15 protein-coding genes and 1 other annotated feature are annotated in these 22,948 nt (G+C 52.1%); of the genes, 2 read left to right on the top strand and 13 right to left on the bottom strand.

The genetic code is table 11. From position 1 onward, the window contains the following. Window positions 1-79 precede the first annotated feature (79 nt). The 7 genes from BMW41_RS02715 to BMW41_RS02685 form a co-directional block, all read right to left on the bottom strand. Window positions 80-1,738: a PP2C family protein-serine/threonine phosphatase gene (locus BMW41_RS02715; protein WP_074648650.1), complete on the bottom strand. Its 1,659-nt coding sequence runs from the start codon at window positions 1,736-1,738 to the stop codon at window positions 80-82. Then, the gene (locus BMW41_RS02710) at window positions 1,728-4,649 is read right to left on the bottom strand and encodes an MFS transporter (RefSeq protein WP_074648649.1); all 2,922 of its coding nucleotides are present in this window, start codon (window positions 4,647-4,649) and stop codon (window positions 1,728-1,730) included. Before BMW41_RS02710 ends, BMW41_RS02715 begins: the two co-directional genes overlap by 11 nt. Next, window positions 4,646-5,785, bottom strand: a complete 1,140-nt coding sequence (locus BMW41_RS02705; RefSeq protein ID WP_143050795.1) for a ribosomal RNA processing 1 family protein — start codon at window positions 5,783-5,785, stop codon at window positions 4,646-4,648. Before BMW41_RS02705 ends, BMW41_RS02710 begins: the two co-directional genes overlap by 4 nt. Window positions 5,786-5,929: 144 nt before the next feature. Further along, window positions 5,930-6,679: a hypothetical protein gene (locus BMW41_RS02700; RefSeq protein ID WP_074648645.1), complete on the bottom strand. Its 750-nt coding sequence runs from the start codon at window positions 6,677-6,679 to the stop codon at window positions 5,930-5,932. A gap of 3 nt (window positions 6,680-6,682) precedes the next feature. Next, entirely contained in the window at window positions 6,683-9,097 is a 2,415-nt protein-coding gene (gene leuS / locus BMW41_RS02695; RefSeq protein ID WP_074648643.1) for a leucine--tRNA ligase, read from the bottom strand. Window positions 9,098-9,152: 55 nt separating this feature from the next. Next, window positions 9,153-9,415, bottom strand: a binding site (T-box leader). 61 nt (window positions 9,416-9,476) lie between these two features. Beyond that, on the bottom strand, window positions 9,477-9,962 hold the full coding sequence (locus BMW41_RS02690; protein WP_074648641.1) for a CarD family transcriptional regulator: 486 nt from the start codon (window positions 9,960-9,962) through the stop codon (window positions 9,477-9,479). A 454-nt stretch (window positions 9,963-10,416) separates the two neighbouring features. Then, on the bottom strand, window positions 10,417-12,513 hold the full coding sequence (locus BMW41_RS02685; protein ID WP_074648640.1) for an elongation factor G: 2,097 nt from the start codon (window positions 12,511-12,513) through the stop codon (window positions 10,417-10,419). A 334-nt stretch (window positions 12,514-12,847) separates the two neighbouring features. Between BMW41_RS02685 and BMW41_RS02680 the strand changes: the two genes are divergently transcribed. Together BMW41_RS02680 and aroA are read left to right on the top strand one after the other, a co-directional pair. After that, the gene (locus BMW41_RS02680; protein ID WP_074648638.1) at window positions 12,848-13,945 is read left to right on the top strand and encodes a prephenate dehydrogenase/arogenate dehydrogenase family protein; all 1,098 of its coding nucleotides are present in this window, start codon (window positions 12,848-12,850) and stop codon (window positions 13,943-13,945) included. Between the two features lie 115 nt (window positions 13,946-14,060). Next, window positions 14,061-15,350, top strand: a complete 1,290-nt coding sequence (gene aroA, locus BMW41_RS02675; protein WP_074648700.1) for a 3-phosphoshikimate 1-carboxyvinyltransferase — start codon at window positions 14,061-14,063, stop codon at window positions 15,348-15,350. A 139-nt stretch (window positions 15,351-15,489) separates the two neighbouring features. Here the strand turns inward: aroA and nagA are convergent, their stop codons facing one another. The 6 genes from nagA to BMW41_RS02645 all read right to left on the bottom strand — a co-directional run bounded on the left by nagA (window position 15,490) and on the right by BMW41_RS02645 (window position 22,854). After that, on the bottom strand, window positions 15,490-16,617 hold the full coding sequence (nagA, locus tag BMW41_RS02670) for an N-acetylglucosamine-6-phosphate deacetylase (protein ID WP_074648636.1): 1,128 nt from the start codon (window positions 16,615-16,617) through the stop codon (window positions 15,490-15,492). After that, the gene (gene nagB, locus BMW41_RS02665; protein ID WP_143050794.1) at window positions 16,611-17,369 is read right to left on the bottom strand and encodes a glucosamine-6-phosphate deaminase; all 759 of its coding nucleotides are present in this window, start codon (window positions 17,367-17,369) and stop codon (window positions 16,611-16,613) included. Before nagB ends, nagA begins: the two co-directional genes overlap by 7 nt. Before the next feature lie 171 nt (window positions 17,370-17,540). Further along, window positions 17,541-18,575 (bottom strand): ROK family protein, encoded by a 1,035-nt coding sequence (locus BMW41_RS02660; RefSeq protein WP_074648634.1) that lies wholly within the window; start codon window positions 18,573-18,575, stop codon window positions 17,541-17,543. Window positions 18,576-18,597: 22 nt separating this feature from the next. Next, complete coding sequence (locus BMW41_RS02655) at window positions 18,598-19,932, bottom strand: FAD-dependent oxidoreductase (RefSeq protein ID WP_074648632.1); 1,335 nt, start codon at window positions 19,930-19,932, stop codon at window positions 18,598-18,600. Between the two features lie 19 nt (window positions 19,933-19,951). Next, window positions 19,952-20,689: a hypothetical protein gene (locus BMW41_RS02650; RefSeq protein WP_074648630.1), complete on the bottom strand. Its 738-nt coding sequence runs from the start codon at window positions 20,687-20,689 to the stop codon at window positions 19,952-19,954. A gap of 2 nt (window positions 20,690-20,691) precedes the next feature. Next, entirely contained in the window at window positions 20,692-22,854 is a 2,163-nt protein-coding gene (locus tag BMW41_RS02645; protein WP_242870276.1) for a hydantoinase/oxoprolinase family protein, read from the bottom strand. Window positions 22,855-22,948: the final 94 nt, after the last annotated feature.

Here is a 22,948-nt window from a genome sequence, read left to right as displayed (position 1 = left end):
AATGGTAAAGCCCCATCCCGGCATGGCGGAAAGACCGCAAGCCCCCACCGTCAAAAGGCAGTGAGGGCTTGCGGTCTTATCACTTCTGTTTTCCATCCGGTCCCCAGAAATCAAAGGCCAGCATGGTGATATCATCGAACTGTTCCGCTTCTCCGGCGAACTTTCTGATATCTTCTCTTACATCGATCAGTAGTTTCTGAACGTCAGCATCCGGATCCGCATTGAGACATTCGATCATGCGGTCAGTGCCGTAGAATTTTCCGGCCTCATCATTTGCCTCCGGCACACCGTCTGTGTAGACGAAGAGAGAATCACCCGGATTAAGTTCAAACGGATGCTCACGGAAACGCATACCTTCCATCGTTGCCACGGCAGGAGAATGACGATAGATATCCAGTTCATACTTGCCGCCTTTTCTCCGGATCGCCGGATGCTCATGTCCGGCATTGGCAGCCAGACCTTTTCCGGTATTGATATCCAGGATAGCCAGCCATACCGTAACAAACATATCACTGTCATTCCCTTCGCTGAGCTGATCATTGACATAGCTCAGAACTTCAGCCGGAGAACGGGAATCCTGACACCGATTCTTGATCAGGGTCTTGGAAATAACCATGAACAATGCAGCCGGTACACCCTTGCCGGAAACGTCGGCCATGACCAGGCCGATGGTATGATCATCCAGCATAAAGTAGTCATAGAAATCACCGCCCACTTCCTTGGCCGGATCCATTGTCGCATAGATATCGAATTCGTTGTGATCCGGGAATGCCGGGAATATCCTTGGCAGCATGGACGCCTGGATGTTGTTTGCAACGTCCAGTTCGGCGCCGATCCTCTCCTTTTCCCTGGTAACCGTTAACAGGGAACTCATATAGTTCTTCATTCCGACAAACATGTCCGATATCGCGACGGAAAGCGATTCAATCTCATCCCCTGTATGAATGTCCGGGTCGTTGATGACCAGCTCTTCCGGCATTTCCGCTCTGCGGCTGCTTTCCACAAATGCTTCCGATACTTTTTCGAGTCTGAGCACCGGATCAATGACGCGATTCTTCAGCCACCGGTTGACAAAATAAACGGCCAGCAGAGCAATCAGAATCATCATAACCAGCGTTGCCACCGCATAAGTCATCAGGACTTTTGTGATTTCATTCATGGATATATCGATTGCCAACAGGGCAACCGCTTTTCCCTGCGAATTTCGGATCGGCAACATGCCGGTATAATCATAGCCGAACTCGGTGTGGTTGGCGAAATACGTAATGTCTTTCGCGTCCATACCATTAAGATATTGTCCGGCAACGGTTGCCGAATAACCATCTTTGTTCAGTTTACCCAGTTCGACGGAATAGAAATCATAATCTGTTTCCTTTTCTTCCGCGGTAATCCCGGCCATGACATCCATAATGTTGTCGGAATCATTGGCATTCAGCGGTTTAATGATATAGATGTATTCGATATCATCATAGTTCTCCTTAACCTGGTCAAGGAAACTCTGAGCATATTCGTATTTTTCGCTCTTCTGTTTCGTTTCGATGCATTTTTCCAGATCATCGCCGTCGATATATTTTTGGGTGAGCTTCAGTATATCGCGCAGATAAGCCTGGTCTTTTTGAAAGACCGTATCCACATAAGACCGGAAACCGAACGCCCCCATCAAAAGGCTGATAACCAGTACCAGTACCGTCGTACCGGTATACAACGCTCTGTTTATGGATTTCTTCTTATTTTCCATGGCCCAGCTCCTTTCTGTTTATGATGTAGTGCAATAATCCCAGACCGCTTATGCATGCCAGGAAAGACATGTTTGTGACACCTCCGGCACCCAGAAGTCTTGAGAAGATGACGGGGCCGAGTGATTCACCGATATTCTCGGTAAAGTTATAGACACCGATCGCATTGTCCTGACCGAATTCAACCGTTGGTTTCTGCCGCAGGAAGAATGACTGATGCGTCGGCTTTCCGAAGGAAGCGCTGATGCCCATTACGATCAGTGCAATGATGATACCGATAAGTTCAGGCTGCGCCGCAAAGATCGCAAACGCAACAACATTGAGTCCGATCGCCAGATAGATCGCGTAATCTCCAAACGCCTTTTCCGTCTTGTCCCATACGCGGGAACCTAACAGTACGGCTACTTCCGAGTACAATACCAGCAGTACAGAGATGACCGTTTCATTATATCCTATGCTTTCCGCAAAAACCGGAACAAAGTAGAACACAAAGCTGTTGAAGATGATATACGGATTCTGGATCAGCACAAAGAACGACAGGATCGTCTTATGAAAGATAAACCCTGAAACGTTCTGTCTGGCGTCCGCAGTAAACTCAGCATTCTCATCGCTCGCTATGATATCCTGCAGTTTACCTGCCAGGAATCCGGCGAAGAAGAACAGCGACAGCCAGGTCATTGCCACAAAGACAAAGACATATTTCTGTGCGAGCGTCGTAGCTATAATACCACCGAAAAGCATACCCATGTTGATACCGGAAAGGCTGGCGGAATTGTAATTGTTCAGACATTCATTCCGAACCTGCTTATCATTCAGGTAAGTCAGCATGATGTAGATCGAGTTGGAGATCAGACCTACACCGATACCATCCAGCAACAGCCCCAATACCATTGTAAAATAGTTCGGTATCAGCATGGTCAGATTTCCGGCCATAGCGAACAGGCAGGAAAACATAAAGATTTTCTTTATGCCAAAACGTCTGACAAGTTTTGCGGATACCAGTGACATGATCCCCATAACAAAGATATTGACCGTCAAAGGCAGCGACGCGATCAGACCGGCATAACTCCCCGCAAACAATTCACATCTTTTTAAAATGTAAACCGGCAGGAAGGACGACACCATATTGAAAGCCGTAAACACCAGAACGATCAGCAGTCTGATCAGATGGACCGGAACCACAGCATTCCCGCTCTTTTTCATCTTCTTTTCACGATAGCGGCTGATCAGATAAAAGAACGAAAGCCCCTCACTGGTCATTACCCACAGCAGCAGAAGGATGATGACAATCGAAAACAGTACATCTTTTTGCATCTGCTGGATCATATCCGATACCACATAGGTATCGGCGCCAACCGCTACCGCCCCGATGACATTCCGATCGGATGAGTAGACCGGCACCTTTACAGACAGGTACGTACCGGTGACATCGGCGACGGCATCGTTCCAGACCGCATTGCCGGTGTCATAGACCTCTCTCACCTCATCATACTCGACTTCATCGAGCGGAAAATAAACACCGATGGACTGATCCAGATAGGCAATGCCGTAACCGGTTTGTCTGTCCTCAGACAGCTTCAGAATATTGCAGTAAGCCGTCCTGTAGAAATCAACGTTCATCGGGAAAGCGCTTTCCATCCGGTCAATCAGGTTGAGATACGATTCGGAATTGAAATCAGATGCCTTTTTGATATTGCTCACATCGGCTTCATCAATACTCTCCGAAACAATCAGCGCTGTGGCTCTCAGCTGCTCTCTGATCTTATCCATATAAGAATCACGAAACGCATTGAGCAGGGTCGTACTGAGTACCGCTAAAATCACCGCTCCGACGATCACAATCGTAAAAGGAGCGCTCTTAGCGGTATTAAATCTGAGGCCGGAAACATCCATGAACAGTCGAAGAACAAACAGGATGCCGGCAAGAAACAGCAACACCGAACAGCCTAAAAATACATACTGTCTTACCAGATCGGCGTCCGATTTTCGGATCTCCGTGAATTGGGCTTCGTTTTCTCCGATTCGCTGGATACCATCGGAATTGGTCACCAAAAGATCATCATTCTCTGAACATACCGTGACCGTCTGCGAATCGGTACCTTCGATCATCACTCTGGTCTTCTGATCTTCGCCATTGATCCTGACCGCTTCCAGATTTCGGATATCTGTAAAATATACCTCACCGTTTTTGACATCCATGCAGTACGGAATGCGGTCTTCCTCATTTTCCCACTCCGTCGTATAGATCAGATCAGACGTGTTTTTTTCGAAACGATTGATCTGACCGTTCTTGTCCATGATGAAGATCGCATCACGCTCAATGACAAGATCGCTTACCGAATCAAAGGCATCCGGATAAGGGATCCGTTTTTCCTCATCCGTTCCGTCCTTAATGCGGTGAATCAGGACCGAATCGGCCATGCATTCGCCAAACATAAGCGCTCCCTGATCTTCCGTCAGACCATAGAAGGAGTGTTTGTTGTTTTGATAGCCGTCGTAGATGTTCTGGGTGACATTTTCGATATAATTGCCATCCAGATCATACTTCATGACCAGTTCTCTGGCCAGCAGCATGCCATCCCATTCCGAGACAGACAGATAAAGATTCTCATCCGTTATCAAACAGTCATCGATATACAAAACGCTCGATCCGTTATCGCTTGGATCTACGATCGAGTAACGCTCTTTCCCGTCCGAATCAAAACACATGATTCTTGAATGACCGTTATCGATAACATAATAAAGACCCTTATATTCTCTGGTGATATATCCCAGCGATATCTCCCTGGTTTTGGAAAAAACCTCCGCTATCGGAACCCTGAAATGCAGACAGATCATCAAAAGAAGGCCGACCACAAACATAAGAAGGATATCGGCCTTTCTGGTTTTGTGGGAAAAAAGATAATCCTTCATAATTCCTCCAGTTCAGATTTAAACTTGCCGTAATCCTTGTATTCCGGAGTCGTACAGTAAAGCGTATTGATTCCGTCCTCACTCAGCAGCTCCGGAAACAGGATACACCCCATCACGGTATCTTTCTTGTGAAATTTACGGCATTTGCGGTAGGAATCCGTCTCATCCATACTGTTGACTTCGATAATGTATTTTGATCCGAATATATAGTATGGGAGAGCCGGCATGGAAATATAATCCTTGATGGACTCCAGTTTTGCCGTATTGGAAGTCAAAGAACGCAAAACCTTGTTTTTTTCAATAAAAGGTGCTCTTTTTTCATAGAAAAGATCCAGCATTTTCTGATCGCGGCCATGAACCAGGACGAATCCTTTTACCGCAAGAACCTTCCTGAGCTCATCGATCAGTTCAAGATACATATCACTTATATGATAGAGGATCTCTTCAAATCCCTTTACCGTCTTTTCCCTGAGGTCTTTCCTGAGATAACGCAGACAGTATTCCAGATATTTGCGGTAAGACATATCCGGTAAAGTCATCACCAGTGCTGCCTGTAATGCATTGGCAACCGCAAACGGGAAAAAGACATGAAGATATTCCTGATAGGTCAGGCCGGTCTTATGATTGTGGAAGACAATATCTTTGATATTTTCCCCGTTCTGCTCCATGAATCCCGCCAGATCCAGATCGGTTTGCGCATACGCCCCATTCTCCTGATCATGATATTTCTTCCCTGTAGAATAATCAAAAAAATAGGACGATCCATCATTCAGCTCAATAACAGCGGTAACTTCATGTTCTCCAAAAAGACACGGACCGCCTTCCACGCAGACGGATTCCGGTTCGTTTTTCAGGCCTTCACAGATCTTAACAAGATTCTCCCCGTAATACGGAAACATTTCTTTATGCCGGAAAACAATACGTTTCAAAGGCGGAAGCTGTTCGCAAAGCATGTTGTAACAAAGCAGATCCGCCGCATTCTTAAAACGCAGTATACCGTCACTTACATCCGGAATCTCGTAGAAATCCCCCGAAGCAATCCTGAAATCCAACATTTGCTCATTGCAGTTTCGGTAGGCCGTGTCTTCCAGCCGGACGCCCCGGTCTTTTAACAATCCTCTCACTGTATAAAACATAATTCTATCCCAACCTATAGACTATGACCGTTTAGCAAATTACACAAATACAGTCCGTTATTACTTTTTTCTTTTTACTTTATCATATTTCGTCATATAAATGTCTATCAATAAGCTGGATCACAGGACTTGTTTTCTTTTGATTCATCCCAAAAACGAGAGAAGTTCTGCCGCAAGATTCGGTGCAAAGGGCGACAGCATCTTCAAAAAATCCGCGCAGGTTACGGGATCCGCATATCCACAGACCCGGTATAATCTCCGGATCGCCCGCTCATATTCCATAAAAGCGGGCGGAATCGTCCGGAAACGCCGTTTTTCATATCTCTCCCAAATCATGGCCGAGTAGCGGTCCCTGCACTGACGCCATGCCTTTTCCCCCTCTGACTCTGCTTTCGCTTCTGCCTTCATCCCGTCCTTGATCTCTGCCTTGTCCACCGGAAGAAAACGCTCATCGGCGCGGTCTGATTTCTCCCGTTTTCCGGCCTCCGGCCTCCGGTCTTCCTCCCTATATCCGTCATTTTCCTTTATTCCCTCCGGCGTCAGGTCGAACATCTCTCCGAAATCGCGGTACGTTCTCGCCAGAAAACCGTAGACGCCGTCCAGTGCTTCCGGAAAATATTCATCACCGGTGGGCAGTTCCTTCAGCGAACAGAGAAAAGGATTGCCGCCCCGGACATATCCGGACACAAGATAGCCCGCAAACATCAGCCCCAGTGTCAGCCCATCGCTTCCGTAGTCAAAGCGATAGTCATCCAAAAAAGCCGGGAGAAGCGTTTCCAGTTCTTCCCGGATCTTCCGAGAATCGAAAACAGCCCCTTCCGGCACGGTCAGCTGATATCTGCCCGTCTCACACTGCCATTTTTTCTCAATGGCAGCGTGATTGTAGATCAGCATTGATTATTTAACAACAAAGTTCAGAATCTTGCCCGGAACGTAGATTTCCTTGACTACGGTCTTACCTTCCATGAACTTCTGAACATTTTCATCGGCCTTTCCTGCCGCAAACGCCTCTTCTCTGGTACAGTCAACCGCAAGCGTTACGGTTCCTCTGACCTTACCGTTGACCTGAACTCCGATCTCGATGGTGGAATCCTTGGTCTTCGCCTCATCGTACTCCGGCCAGGAGGACAGAGTACAGAAGGTCTTTCCGTCCGGGTTCATGCCCAGTTCTTCCCAGATCTCCTCGGTAATGTGCGGAGCAAACGGGCTGAGAAGCTTGATGAAGGTGATCAGATCATTCTTTGTGATCGCACCTGCTCTGCCGAACTCATTGATCAGCGCCATCATGGAAGCGATGGCGGTGTTGAACTTCATCGCCTCGATGTCTTCCGTTACCTTCTTGATGGTCTTGTGGAGCGCAGACTCAATCTTTGCGTCTTCCTTCTCTGCGGTCGCAATATCCGTCAGAGCGCCGACACGGTCAAGGAATCGCTTGCAGCCCTTTACGGTATCATCGCTCCACGGAGCAGAGGAAGTGTAATCGCCCATGAACATGACATAGGTACGAAGAGTGTCGGCACCGTACTCTTCCACAACATCCAGCGGATCGACAACATTTCCCTTGGACTTGGACATCTTCTCGCCGTCCTTGCCGAGGATCATTCCCTGATAGGTTCTCTTTGCATACGGCTCTGCGCATCCCACCTCGCCGATGTCGTAGAGGAAATGATGCCAGAATCTGGAATACAGAAGATGTCTTGTGACATGCTCCATACCGCCGTTGTACTGATCCACCGGCATCCAGTAATCGAGCTTCCTGCGGTCCGCAAATGCCTTGTCATTGTGCGGATCACAGAAACGCAGGAAGTACCAGGAAGATCCCGCCCACTGCGGCATGGTATCCGTCTCTCTCTTTGCATCGCCGCCGCACTGCGGGCACTTGCAGTTCACAAAGGAATCGATCTTTGCCAGCGGGGACTGTCCGTCGGTACCCGGCTCAAAGTTCTTCACATCCGGAAGTTCCAGCGGAAGCTCACTCTCCGGAATTGCAACCGTACCGCATTTCGGGCAATGAACCAGCGGGATCGGCTCGCCCCAGTATCTCTGACGGTTGAACGCCCAGTCCTTCATCTTGTACTGGATTCCCTTATGACCGATGCCTCTCTTCTCGATCTCCTCGAGCATACGGGCAATGGAATCCTTCTTGTTTGTATATCCGTTCAGAAAATCGGAGTTAATCATGGTTCCGTCGCCCGCGTAAGCTTCTTTCTCCACGTCTCCGCCCTCGATGACCGGAATAATCTCCGCGCCGAACTTCTTAGCGAAATCCCAGTCTCTCTGATCGTGTGCCGGCACCGCCATGATCGCACCGGTTCCGTATCCCATCATGACATAGTCTGCGATAAACAGCGGAACCTTCTTGCCGGTGATCGGGTTGATGCCGCAAAGGCCGTCCAGCTTCACGCCGGTCTTATCCTTTACCAGCTGAGTTCTCTCGAACTCCGTCTTTTTCGCGCACTCTGCGCGGTATGCCTCTACCTCGTCCCAGTTAGCAATCCGGTCCTTATACTTATCCAGCACCGGGTGCTCCGGAGCAACAACCATGAAGGTTACGCCGAACAGCGTATCGCAGCGGGTGGTGTAAACCTCCAGTTTCTCGTCCGTACCGTCGAGACCGAAGTTCACAAATGCTCCCGTGCTCTTTCCGATCCAGCTGACCTGCTGCTGCTTGATGGACTCCGGATACTCGACATCGTTCAGGCCGTCCAGGAGCTTATCCGCATACTGCGTGATGCGCAGATACCATACGTCTTTCGGAAGCTGAACAACATCGCTGTGGCAGATGTCACATTTTCCGCCCTGGGAATCCTCGTTGGAGAGAACAACCTTGCAGTGCGGGCAGTAGTTGACCAGGGTCTTTGCGCGGAATACCAGTCCCTTCTTGAAGAGCTGGATGAAGATCCACTGGGTCCATTTATAGTAATCCTTGCGGGATGTGGCAAACTCTCTGTCCCAGTCAAAGGAGAAACCGACCTTCTTCAGCTGATCGGTAAAATGCTCAATGTTCTTCTCGGTGATGATATGCGGATGCGTATTGGTCTTGACCGCATAGTTCTCGGCCGGAAGACCGAAGGAGTCGAAGCCCATCGGAAAGAGAACATTATACCCCTGCATTCTTCTCTTGCGGGAGATTACCTCGATACTGGAATATGCCTTAATGTGGCCGACATGCATGCCGACGCCGGACGGATACGGGAACTCCACCAGTCCGTACCACTTCGGTTTCTCGGAAAAATCCACAGCCTCGAACGCTCTGTTCTTTTCCCAGGCTGCCTGCCACTTCGGTTCGATCTTCTTAAAATCGTATTTCATGACTTCTGCTCCTTTTCTGTTTCTTTTAAATAAGATAAAGCCCCGCATCTCCCGATCAGGAGACGCAGGGCCATTTGTTCATGTCTGCGCGGTACCACTCCGCTTTACGCTTTCACGTACACTCATCAGGTCTGTAACGGGACATCCCGGCGACGCTTACCCCCGGCATCCTCTGCAGAGTCTCATACCCCCTTGGAAAATGCGGTCTTCCGCGCGCTGCTCCGAGGCGAGTTCACGGATTTCCCCATGCTGCCTTGCACCTCCCGGCAGTTCTCTGGAATGGTTCCGTCTGCTACTATTCCTCTTCTTCACATTTCTACGATAGAATATCGCATTCTTTATCCCGTGTCAATACTTACGCCCGCGCAGCCGTCTGCTGCTACCGGTTGTCCCGGATGAAATCGCTGACTTCCTCCGGCCGGATTCCCAGGGCAACTGCCATGCATTCGTCAATCGTGCTCTGCACGCGGGCCATCATCTGCGCATCTTTCGACGGAAGCGCCTTTCCGATGCTGCGACGGTGTTCCTGACGATTATGAAGTTCCTTTACGACCGAAACCATGGTATCCATATCCTGTGTGTTATATGCTGCCGCATATTCCTGATCACGATGGCGTTCGTTCCGGATCTTCAGAGGCTCAATCTCATCCATGCGGTGAATCAGGTTCATCGCTTCTGCCCTGGACATAATCGGTTTCAATGTGGCGGATGCCACTTCTTCCGGAACATAGATGGTCTCTGCCGATCCACGGATCGGCGTCAGTATCAGATAACGGACGTCCTTTCCCGTCAGCTTCATAATCTCCGTTCCGGTGATTTGACATACTTTGCCGCTATTGTGTACCAGATAATCTCCTGTCTGCATCTTTTGCCTCCTTTGATACGATTGTAACACAGTCGGAGATCCGGTTTCAAAAGAAAACTTTCACAAAATTAATCCTTTCAACGCCCTTCTGCTTGTGAATAGCTGTCTGTTTTGTCTATATTTCTGCAATTATATCTTATATTTCATCATTATATGGAGCAACCTTCGCACCGTGATGTTGTGTCACCGGATTTTCGGAGAAAAGGCCGCAGACAGCGCAACGTCCGCAGCGGAAGCGATTCTTTGTGGTTTTGGAATATCGAAGAAGGAAGAAAGGCGTGATCCCGTCTCCGGAATCACGCCTTCCCGACACAACTCTCCCCCTCTGCCGGTTCGTTTCCTCTCAAACGATCCCGGACTCTATCGCTTCCGAAGCATTGCCCCTCTTCCGTTTCACACGGATTTGCTCTGCTTTCGGTCCGATATTCCACTCATTCCTTTCATTTCTCCGTTCTCAGTCTTCCGCCAGTTCAGCAGCTCTCGACTCGACTTCTTTCGCCTGAACATCCCCCGGGCACTGCTCATATCTGGAGAATTCATACTCGAAGGTTCCAAGTCCTCCGGTCATGGAACGGAGCTCGGTTCCGTATCCGTACAACTCGGAGGCCGGGATATCCGCCGATACGACAGTGCTTCCGTTGTGATCGGAATCCATACCGAGCACACGGCCTCTTCTGCGGTTGAGATCACCCATGATGTCTCCGGTGAACTGATCCGGCGCATTGACCTTCAGAGATACAATCGGCTCCAGAAGAACCGGCTGCGCCTCCATAAAGGCTTTCTTGAAGGCGATATTGGCCGCCATCTTGAACGCAAGCTCTGATGAGTCAACCGGATGATAGGATCCGTCCAGAAGAACCGCCTTCAGTCCGACAACCGGGTATCCGGCAAGCGGTCCCTTGAGGCAGCAGTCTGCGACGCCCTTTTCCACTGCCGGGAAATAGTTCTTCGGAACGGCACCTCCGAATACCTGCTCCTCGAATACATACGGTGTCTCGAGATCGCCGGAGGGACCGAATTCCATCTTGACATCGCCGAACTGTCCGTGTCCGCCGGACTGTTTCTTATACCGTCCCGCCTCGGTCACCTTGCGGCGGATCGTCTCGCGGAATGCGAATTTCGGTTTCCGGAGTTCAACGGCCACTTTATATCTCTCCGCCAGCTTGCTGACAACAATGTCGAGCTGCTGATCACCGATGCCGTAGAGAAGTGTCTGCCGGTTCTCCGTATCCGTCACAACCTTTAAGGTCGGATCCTCCTCCGTCAGTCTCGACAGTGCCTGGGAGATCTTGTCCTCATCGCCCTTAGTCTTTGCCGAGTATGCCTTGTAGGTATACGGCTTGGACAGCTTCGGTCCGTCATAGAGAACGCGCGCATTGGTTGATGCCATGGTATCACCGGTCTCGGTTACGGTCAGTTTTGCCAGCGCACCGATATCGCCTGCGTGAAGTTCCTTCACCTCGATGGCATCTTTTCCGCGGAGAACATACAGTTTTGCGATCTTCTCCACCGCGTCGCGGGAAACATTGTAAATCTGGGTATCCGGCGTCAGAGTTCCGGTAACCACCTTCAGAAGGCTGTAGCGGCCGATGAACGGATCAACCACGGTCTTCCAGATCTTTGCGCTTCTCGCCGATTCTTCATTATAACCGGTGTAGAAATGTTCGCCGGTTCCGGCGTCAACACCCGTGCACTGAAGATTTTCCGGTGACGGGAAATATTTGTCGATAACCTGAAGGAGATAACTGAATCCCTGTGCATGAATTCCGGAGCCCATGATAACCGGAACCATCTCGCCCTTGGATACAAACTCGCGAAGTGCACCCTGAATCTCTTCGGTGGTAAACTCATCACCGGAGAAATACCGCTCCATGTAATCCTCGTTGGTCTCGGCAACTGCCTCGATCAGGGCATCTCTTGCGATGGCCAGATTCTTCTCCGCATAATCCGGGATATCGCACTGCACGTACTCCGACATATTGGTAAAGCGGCGGCCTTCCATCTTAACGACATTGACAAAGCCGACGAATTTTTCATTTTCACGGATCGGCACCTGGAACGGTGCGATCTTTCTTCCGAACTGGGTTTCCAGTTTCAGGAGCAGTTCACGGAAGCTTGCCTGATCATCATCCATGTTGGTGACAAAGATCAGACGCGGAAGCTTCATCTCCTCACAGAGTTTCCATGCCTTGATGGTTCCAGGCTCAATTCCCGCCTTGCAGTTGACAACAATGATGGCTGCGTCCGCTACGCTTACCGCTTCTTCCACTTCGCCTACAAAATCAAAATATCCAGGAGTATCCAGAACGTTGATCTTAATCGGTCCGCTCTCACCTTCGTACTCTACCGGTACCACGGAAGCTGAGATAGAAAACTGACGCTTGATCTCTTCCTTATCGTAATCGCTGATGGTGGTTCCATCCGGCACACTGCCTAATCTCTTGGTGACGCCGGTAACCAGTGCCAATGCCTCGGCCACTGTGGTCTTACCGGCGCCTCCATGTCCCAGAAGAACTACGTTACGGAGCTGCTTAGTGCTATAAACGTTCATGTGCAAATCCTCCTGAAATATAAGTATTTAAATCACTGTCAATATTGTACCGAAAACTGATTGACAATTCAAGTATTTTGTACAATTTATACTAATTTGTATATGGTTTTTCGAATTTCCGTTATGCTTTTACTCTTATTTTGTCACTCCTTGCAGATAGTATCGTGTGATTTTGTCTGAAAACACGCAACACATTTTCTCCCTTAAAAAAATATATAAGATTTTTATCATTTTGGATTTACAGCTTTAAAGTTATGAATTACAATATTGTTTATGCAGGCATTGGATTCGTCTGTCTGCAACATGCAGTATCTCAGAACAAGGAGGTTATCCTATGGAGCAGTTAACGATCGGTTTTATCGGACTCGGACTCATCGGCGGGTCTATCGCCCGCAGCATCAAACGTGCGGACAAAAATGTCCGTATTATGGCATATATGCGCACCCGCACTTCACTGGAAGCGGCCCTGCGCGACGGAACCATTGACCGGATTCTCGACCGTGCCGACGATCCCGCACTTTCCGAATGCGATATCATCTATCTCTGCACTCCGGTGGAATACATCGCCTCCTATCTTGAAACCATCCGCCCGCTTCTGAAGGAGGGAGCGGTGATCAGTGACGTCGGCTCCACCAAGACCGAGGTTCATCGCACAGTCAGCCGTCTCGGCATGGAAGCCTGCTTTGTCGGCGGACATCCGATGGCCGGCTCCGAGAAGACCGGCTACGAACACTCCAACGATCACCTTCTGGAAAATGCGTACTACGTCATTACGCCAACGTCAAATTCGCCGAAGGCGCTGGTGGACCGCATCGAATCCGTCGCCAATATGATCGGAGCGATCCCGATCATTCTCGACTATCAGCACCATGATGAGATCGTTGCGACCATCAGTCATCTTCCGCACATCATCGCGGCTTCTCTCGTCAATCTCGTGCGTGAGCGCGACGATAAAGAGCAGAACATGAAAAATCTTGCCGCCGGCGGATTCAAGGATATTACCCGAATCGCCTCTTCCTCCCCCATCGTGTGGGAACAGATCGCGATGACGAACACAGACAATATTGTCAAGGTTCTGGAAGCCTACATCGCCTCCCTGAACACCACCGTCGACAAACTCAAATCGCACACCGAAGGCTATATCGAGAGAATGTTCACGAAATCCCGCGAGTACCGCTCTTCTTTTACCAACAGCAAGAAGGGGTCTCTCGACCCGGATTATTCTTTCTCGGTGGATGTCCGCGACGAACTCGGTGCGATCGCCGTCATTTCTTCGATTCTCGCCACCGCCGGGATCAATATCCGGAACATCGGCATCAACAACAGCCGGGATTATGAAGACGGCACCATGCAGATCAGTTTTTACGACAAGGACAGCATGGATGCGGCGATCGAACTTCTTCTGAGTTTCAACTACAAGCTGTCGCTTTAAAACCCAAGTCCGCTGTATTAATGCGGCCGGCAGGCGGCCCCGTACAGACACGGAGGCCGCTTGCCGGCCTTTTTCAAAAGAAAGCCCACATCAGGGTATGCAGAAAGGAATCATCATGCGTCTCAATCCGGCATCTTCTCTCCGCGGTGAAATCACCGTTCCGGGAGATAAATCCATCTCTCACCGCAGCATCATGTTCGGTTCGCTTGCAAAGGGAACCACCGAAATCGACGGCTTTCTGAACGCCGCAGACTGTCTCTCCACCATCGCCTGCTTTCGCAGGATGGGTGTCCGTGTGGAGGAGAATGTCCTCCGCCCGGGGCATGTTCTGGTCCACGGTCTCGGTCTCCGCGGTCTTCACGCGCCGGACGGCATACTGGATGTCGGTGACAGCGGAACCACCGCGCGTCTGATCTCCGGAATCCTGTCCGCACAGAATTTTACGTCCCGTCTGACCGGCGACGAGCTGATACAAAAGCGGCCGATGAAGCGTATTATGACACCGCTCTCCGCCATGGGCGCCCGCATCGCAAGCGACCGGGGAAACGACTGCCTTCCGCTCACCATTGAGGGATGCCGTCTCCGCGGAACGCATTATGACAGCCCGGTGGCAAGCGCTCAGGTCAAATCCTCCATTCTCCTCGCCGGCCTCTATGCCGACGGCGAAACCTCCGTCACGGAACCGACCGTCTCCCGCGATCACACCGAGCGCATGCTCTCCGCATTCGGAGCGGACCTTCAAACCGCGGGGACCACGGTATCCATCCGGCCTGCCGACGAACTCCACGCGCAGAAGATCCTTGTCCCGGGTGACATCTCCTCTGCCGCTTATTTCATCACGGCTTCCCTCATCACGCCGAATGCCGAGGTTCTCATCCGGAACGTCGGGATCAATCCGACCCGGGACGGCATCCTTCGCGTCTACAAGCGTATGGGCGCCCATATCACCGTCCTGAACCCACGGGAATCTTCCGGCGAGCCGGTTGCCGACCTGCTGGTCCGTTCCTCTCACCTCTCCGGAACAGAGATGGGCGGCGCCGAGATTCCGACTATGATCGACGAACTGCCGGTCATCGCGGTTGCGGCGGCTTTTGCCGAGGGAACCACGGTCATCCGGGATGCCGCCGAGCTCAAGGTAAAAGAATCCGACCGGATTGCGGTCATGACGGCGGCCCTCACCGCTATGGGCGCGGACGTCACGCCGACGGATGACGGCATGATCATCCGCGGCGGGAAAATGCTGCACGGCGCAGCCGTCGAAACCCGGAAGGACCACCGTATCGCCATGTCCTGCGCCGTCGCCGCCCTTGCGGTTTCCGGAGAAACGGAAATCCTGGACGCAGAGTGCGTTGACATCTCCTATCCGGAATTCTACCGGGATCTGAAGCGTCTGACGGTACAGTAAGCGGGCCCGTATATTACGAGAACGCAGTGTTATATATGACGACAAAAGAGGCAGAACCAGCCGCCGGAGTTTTTCCGATCACGGATTCTGCCTCTTTTTGTGTCATAGGAGAATGCTTCGCCCGATTATGCTTCTCTTCTCAGAAAACCCGTACCAGCCGGTAATGATTCTTCGGATCGATCAGCACCATTCTTGCTTTCTTTCCCTCTTCGATACTTCCGTAGCGTTCCAGGATCCCGGCCGCCCTCGCCGGATTATAGGTCGCCGCACGGATCGCGTCCTCCGCCGGGATACCGAAATCAATCGCATTGACCATGCAGTCGTATACATTGGTCGCGCTCGCCGCCAGCGTGCCGTCCTCCAGGAATGCCGCATGATCATGCTTGAATATTTTCTGTCCGCCGAGTTCATACTCACCATCCGGCATTCCCGCCGCCCGGCAGCTGTCCGAGATCAGGATCATTTTCTCCGGCCCCATTAAGGAAAATGCCGCACGGATCATCGCCGGGTGAATGTGCACGCCGTCGCAGATGATTTCACAGGTAACGTCCTCCGCCTCCTGCGCCGCGGCCATCGGTCCCGGATTCCGGTGATGAAGCCCCGGCATCGCGTTGAACATATGTGTCAGATGCTTTGCGCCTTTTTTGTATGCCTCTTTCGCCGTCTCATAATCAGTCATCGTATGCCCGATCGAAATCCGGATCTCGTCGTGGAGTTTTTCGATAAAATCCATCGCCTTGTCCACCTCCGGCGCGACCGTGATGATTTTTGCAAAATGTCCGGTCTCTTCCTGCAGTTTCTTCACAAAATCCGCATCCGGTTCCTGAACGTAGAGCGGATTCTGAGCCCCGACCCTGTCCTTTGAGATAAAAGGTCCTTCGAGATTCACGCCGACGATCACTGCCTCATCGCGCTTCTGCGTATGAGAATACGCCTCCGCCGTCCGAACGATTCTCTCAACCTCCTCCTTCGGAAGCGTCATCGTAGTCGGCAGAATCGTGGTGACACCGCAGCTCCGGAGATATTTCGCCATGGCGCGCAGCGCCTCCTCCGTCGCATCGTTCGTGTCATGAGAAACGCAGCCGTGAAAATGAATGTCCGTGAGTCCCGGAATGAGCCATTTGCCCGCGGCATCGATCACCTCTTCGACCGGATATGGCCTGAGAGGCGCGGCCGATACCGTGTCAATCCGGTCATTGATCACGCGGACGTCCCTTTTGGCAAACCGGAACTCCTCCGTATATACACAGGCATTCTGAATCAGCATACGATCATCCCCTTTGAGCCGAGATCACAGCCGGACAGCGCCGCATCATCCGCGACAACCGTCAGATCGTGATGAATCTGAAGAATCGAAGCCGGAACCCGCGGGGTGACCGGGCCAAAGAGTGCCTTCTGAACGGCATCCGCCTTGTCCTCGCCGCTGGCAATCAGAAGAATCTTTTTTGCCTGCATGATCGACTTGATTCCCATCGTCACAGCCATCCGCGGCACCTCATCCACACTGTCAAACAGACGGGAATTTGCCTCGATGGTGCTCTCCGTGAGATGGACGAGGTGGGTTTCTTTCTCAAATGCCTCTTCCGGCTCATTGAAGCCGATGTGTCCATTTCGTCCGATGCCGAGCAGCTGCAGATCGATGCCGCCCAGAGAACGGATCAGCTCATTGTACCGGCGGCACTCCGCCTCCATGTCCGCCGCTTTTCCGTTCGGGACATTCGTGTTCATCCGATCGATGTTTACATGATCAAACAGATTGTGATTCATAAAATACCGGTAGGACTCGGAGTTTGATCCGTCCAGGCCGACATACTCATCCAGATTGACGGTTTTCACCTCACGGAAGTCCAGATCGCCTTTCTCATACCATTCGATCAGCTGACGATACGTCCCGATCGGAGACGATCCGGTTGCCAGACCGAGCACGCAGTTCGGCTTCATAATTACCTGGGCGGAAATGATATTGGCCGCCTTTCTCGACAACTCCTGATAATTTGCAGCTCGATAAATTCTAATCATATTTTTCCTCCAGACCCGGGTATGCGCCACACGAAGCTGCGCGTATCCGGACCGCCAACGAGTTGAAACACGCTTCGCGAGTTTCAGGCGTTTAACGGCAGTCGCCAAGACCTCACTAAGGCGTGGGCTTTGGCTCATTGTTCACGTAAATCAAAATCAGAAAGCTTATCTTCAAACCTTCTGTTCCTCCGATATCGCATAGTAAACCGCGCCGGCAAGGCCGGCATCATTGCGGAGCGCAGCCGGCTCGATTTCAAGCTGGTCGGCAAACCGCGGCATCACCCGGGAAAGCACTTTTTCCCGGAGCGGATTCATCAGACAGTCGCCGGCGGCACTCACTCCCCCGCCGATCAGTATCTTCTGTGGCTCAAAAATATGGATCAGGCTCACAAGTCCTGCCGCGATGTCATCTTCCCACCCGGAAACCACATTCCGCAATGCTGCGAGATCCCCGGAATATACATCCTCCGCGCCCTTCCGGATCACATCAAAGATGGCCTTTCCGTCCGGAAATGCCGTCTCCGCTCCGGAGTTTTTTCCCTCTGCCGCAGTCTCCGGTCCAAAAATCTTCCGGTCAATGTTTCCGCGGACAATCTCTTCCTTTACCCGGCGGATAAGCGCCGTGCTTGAAGCATAATGTTCCAGACAGCCCCGGTTTCCGCAGCTGCACGGTTCTCCGTCTTTCCGTATGATAATATGGCCGATCTCTCCGCCAAGTCCGCGGTTTCCGGCAAGAAGCCGTCCATTCGCAAAGATTCCGCCGCCGACGCCGGTTCCGAGGGTCACCATCACCACATCGGTAAGCCCCCGCGCCGCCCCCAGCCACAGTTCGCCGAGAAGTGCGCAGTTTGCGTCATTGGCCGTGTAAACCGGAAGGCCGAAGCGTTTTTCCAGTTCCGGTCCAATCTCACTGCCGATGTAATTCGGCAGATGGCCCGCCGCTCCGATCACGATTCCCCGGCGGCTGTCAATCTGCCCCGTCGCGGAGACCCCGATGGCCCGGATCCCGCCGTTCCTCACCCGGCTTCCGGCAAATTCCTCCGCCCGTGCGAGAACGGTAGTCAGAATCGGCGTCCGGTATCCGTCAAAATCCACCGGAAATGACGCCCGATCCAGAATATTTCCCTCCGCATCCATGATGCCGAGTTTTACCGCCGTCCCGCCGATATCGATTCCCAGATACCGGGAAGAACTCTCCTTATTCATGTGTTCCTCTCCTTGTTTCCCGTCAGTTCTCACAGAGTCCTTTTCCGTCAAATTCCGCCAGCTCTTTGCCCGCCTTCCTGGCTCTCGCGCAGGCCTTTCCGGCACAGTCTCCCTGATCGGTGACACAGGCCTGAACGCGGATGCTGGCCTGAACAAGAAATGTCGTCGAGATGCAGCGTCCGATGGTGAGCATATTGTCCACGGTATCGTTGATCAGGCTGCGGTACGGAATCTCGTAATACTCGCCGCGCATGTATTTTTCCATGTGAACCAGCCCCTTTGTCGCCGAGTGAACGTCAATATACCAGTCACCCTTTGCCACCGGATCCTCAAACCGGGCACGCCGGATATAGTCATCCTCATTCAGCACATACTTTCCGACAATGCGGTAGGACTCCCGGATTCCGATCTCGCTGGCGACACGGATCAGAAAACTGTTCTCGAATCCCGGCATCATATTCTGAAGAAAAATGACCAGTCTGCGGATCATTTTATGTCCTTCCGCGATCGCCTGTGAGCGCGCAAGGGCATCCGTATTCTTCTTCATGAAAGAAAGATGCGGACAGTTAAAGGACATACAGCCAGGCTCGCCCGGAAGAGAAAAGCACTGATAGTAGACAAGATCTTCTTCCTTTAGGTACCCGTTTTCGATACCCTTCCGGAAAATCGGTTCCAGTTTGAAGCCTTTATTCCGAACCATCGCCGATTCAAAGAAGAATCCAGAGGTGAGCGGCGAAAAACTATCCTTCAGAGACAGACAGTATTCCCGATATTTTTCCACATCAATTCCGCCCATCTCAAAGCGAAGACTGGCCATCTGGTTGTTTCCGTCCCCGTCTCCGGACACGGTGGGAACCCCGGCCAGTCTCGACAAAAGCGCGTCACCGGTCGCATCGACGAACTGATCCGCGGATACCGCACACAGACCGTCGGTGTTGGAGAGAACCGCCATGACGATCTTCTTTCCCTCTTTGATCACGTCAACCAGAACGGTATCGTAGAGTACTTCTCCGCCGTAGCCGTAAAAGAGGTGTTCCAGCGCCTCACAACGCGTCTCCGGTGTGGAATAGACATACTCCATGATGCCGTCTCTCGTCCGAACACCGATTTTTTTCAGTTCTTCCTCGATCTCTCCGAAATTCCGCTCATGCGGAACAAAAGACTCCATCACCGGTGTCACCAGCGCATTGACTGCCGCTCCGCCCAGCGAAATGCTTTTTTCCACGATGAGCACGCGGTTTCCCTCTCTCGCCGCACTGATTCCGCAGGACGCTCCGGCAGTCCCGCCGCCCACGATCACTGTATCAAACGTTCCGATCACCGGGATATCCCGGCTGCCATACCTGAACATCTTCATCTTCTGGTCCAACCTCTCTTCACATGGCGAATTCCACTGCGGCCGGTCTGGTTACCTTCTCTCGCTTCCGGCGCATGTTCGTTACAAGCTCTTCCAAAACCTCCGGAGAAAGTTCTCCCCGCCGGAGCATGGTCAGATAATCAATGACCGGCGGCGGCACCGCCGACTTCATCACTTCATTGGCAAAGGTATGTGCCGCGATCTCCGATGCCGCCCGGATCCGGCATTCCCGGATTCCGAGGAAACCGGCTTTCCTCGCCGGTTTGAGAAGACGGTACACTCTCCCGTTTTTCAGGTATTCCAGACAGTGAAAATACTCATGGGCCAGATGAAGACTCAGCATCTGGTCCACGCCGCTCTCGCCGATTTCCGGAATTTCTTTTGTGCACTCATATTTTTCCGATATGAGATCCTCGTTCAGCACCACCGTACAGGTTCCCTGTTCAAACACCGTGTTGGCGGCAATTTCCAGCCCGAAGCCCCGATCGGAATTCTCTTTCACGCACTGCACGCGGACCCCGCACGCCTCCGCGCACAACCGGGCCCAGATCTCCATTCCGATATGACCCGGCCGAGCTCCGCAGGAGGTCAGAAGCGCGTTCGCGGCCTCTTTTCCCATGCGTATGCTGCTCTCCGTATAATACCGGAAGGAATCGTCCGGGATTTTCGCGGCCGCCGGATCCTGCATCAGGAGAAGATCCATGCACTCTTCATGACAAAGACTTTTCGCCAATGCAATCGCATCATTCAAACTCATCGTCAATCCTTCGCACAGACTGCTATAATTTTCTGAGTATCGGATACAAATTCCAGATCCATATCCGCAAGGTTCATCAGCTGCTCTTTGGTCTGAACGCCGCTGAGGTCGCTCATCTTCTGCCCAAAGAAAAGATAGGTCTTCGGAAGAACCGCGCCGGCATCACTGTACTGCGTCATGCTGTCCAGAAATTCCGAGAATCCCTGCTTCAGACCGTTCTTGTCAAAGATCATCGCAGCCGCGCGGTCTTTCTGAAGGCGGATGACGCCCTCCTCATCCATCACGCGAACCACTCTCTTTTTGCTTCGGAAAAGGCCGAAAAAGCTCTTTTTCTCCAGGCAGGCCTCATAGGCATGCCATCTTCCCTCTTCCCCGAGTTTCTCGATATTCGCGGTATCCGTCTGAAGTCCTTCCGCGAGGATCTTTACGCGCTCCTCCTCGCTGATCGTCTTCGTCCCGCGATCCTTTGTGCGGAGTTCCGTCGCTCCGGTTGCCGTCGCCCGGAGAATATTCTTCTGGCTGTCCACATCGATGGAAATCTCCACGGTTGCCGGGTCGGCTCCCGCTCTGGTGATGACTTCCAGCACATCGTGGCGGATCTTCCGGATATCGTCCTCGGTGGGATTTGCCACATTTCGCTCGATCTGCTCGCGCACCATCGCCAGAGACACGCCGATGGTGGAGATGTAGGGCGCATTTTCCGCAATGCGGAAGCGGATTCCCGACTTCCGGCTCAGATACGGCGTGATAACCGAAGCGGAGCCGCCGCCGCCGACCAGATAGATCAGATTCGGATTCAGATCATAGTCCTTCACCAGCGCCTGTACAATCTCATTCACCTTAGAGACGCCAATGTCCAGTGCTTTCGTGCAGAGATCCTCCACGGTCATTCCGGTGAGATCCGCCAGTGCCTGCCATGCCGTCTCGGCCGCCCGGGCATTTCCCTTCGCGTAATCCTGTTCCGGAACCAGTCCGAGGATGTTCGCCGCGCCGGCAAGGGTCAGCGAGTACCGTTTTCCGTCCGAACACTCCACCGCCGCGTATTTTGCCTCATCATCCGGTCTCGGAGCGATGAGAACGATCTTCGGATCCTTCATCTCCTCCGGATCGGCGAACACTTCATACTCCAGATCGGCAATGTGGGCCGAGCGCGGACCGACATCGGTCAAAGTGCCGTTTTCCACCACGATCATACTTCCGCCCGCGATGCCGACAGTGCGGACATCCAGAGATGTCAGGTAGAGTTTATGGCCGCCGACAGTGGCATTCTTGATCATGACTTTTCCGTCGCGGATGGCGGAGATATCCGTTGACGTACCGCCCGCCTCGAGAAAGACACCGTCCGTGATCTTCTCGTACATGAGAGCACCCGCGACACCGGCCGCAAGTCCCGACAGCATGGTCAGAATCGGGCGTTTCCGCACCTCATCGATGCTCATAACGCCGCCGTCGCAGCGCATGATCATCAGCGGTTTGCGGATGCCGGAATTCTTGACCGCCTCTTCGGTCATGTCGGCCGTCTCCATCATCTTCGGAATCAGCGCCGCATTGACCACCGCGGTTCTGGTTCTCGCCTTCAGGCCGTAGAGCTGGGAGATCTCATATCCGCCGGTTGCAAGCATTCCGCACTCTCCGGCGATGCGGATCACACGCATTTCGTTTTCCGGATTGTCGACCGAATAGCTCTCGGAAGCGACGATCACTTCACATCCCTTGTCTTTCAGTTCGGTCACCGCCTCGCGGATGCGCTCATCCGTGAGTTCTCTGGAATCCAGGAAACAATGTTCTGTGCAGAGATATTTGCCCGGCGCAAGCTCGATATTGCCGACCCGCGTCTCCCCTTTGGAGCGCTCGGCTTCCAGGCCAGTTCCCATTCCGATAATGCCGACCCGCGCGACGTCGCCCTCCAAAAGCGCGTTGGTCGCCTGAGTCGTTCCGTGCGCAATGAAGATGACATCATCCGGAGAAATATTGTTTTTCGTCAGCACCTGATCGATGGCCTGAACAATACCTTCCGCCACACCATGTTCCGCATGATGCGTGGTCGGAACCTTTTCCTTTGCGATAATTTCATAGGTCGAATTATCGACAACCACAGCATCGGTAAATGTGCCGCCGACGTCGATTCCGATTCTGACCTTTCTGTTCTGGATTTCTTTCTTCATTGCATCGTTCATGAGAAATAACCTTTCTTTACAATCGAATCTGCGGGTGAATCCCGCCTTACTCTTCCGGTATAAGGGACTCCGGCAGCCGATA

Origin of the sequence: [Clostridium] aminophilum, from assembly GCF_900101295.1 — a bacterium.
GTDB classification, from domain to species: Bacteria; Bacillota; Clostridia; order Lachnospirales; family Lachnospiraceae; genus Clostridium_R; species Clostridium_R aminophilum_A.
This window is presented reverse-complemented; position numbering and strand designations above follow the sequence as displayed.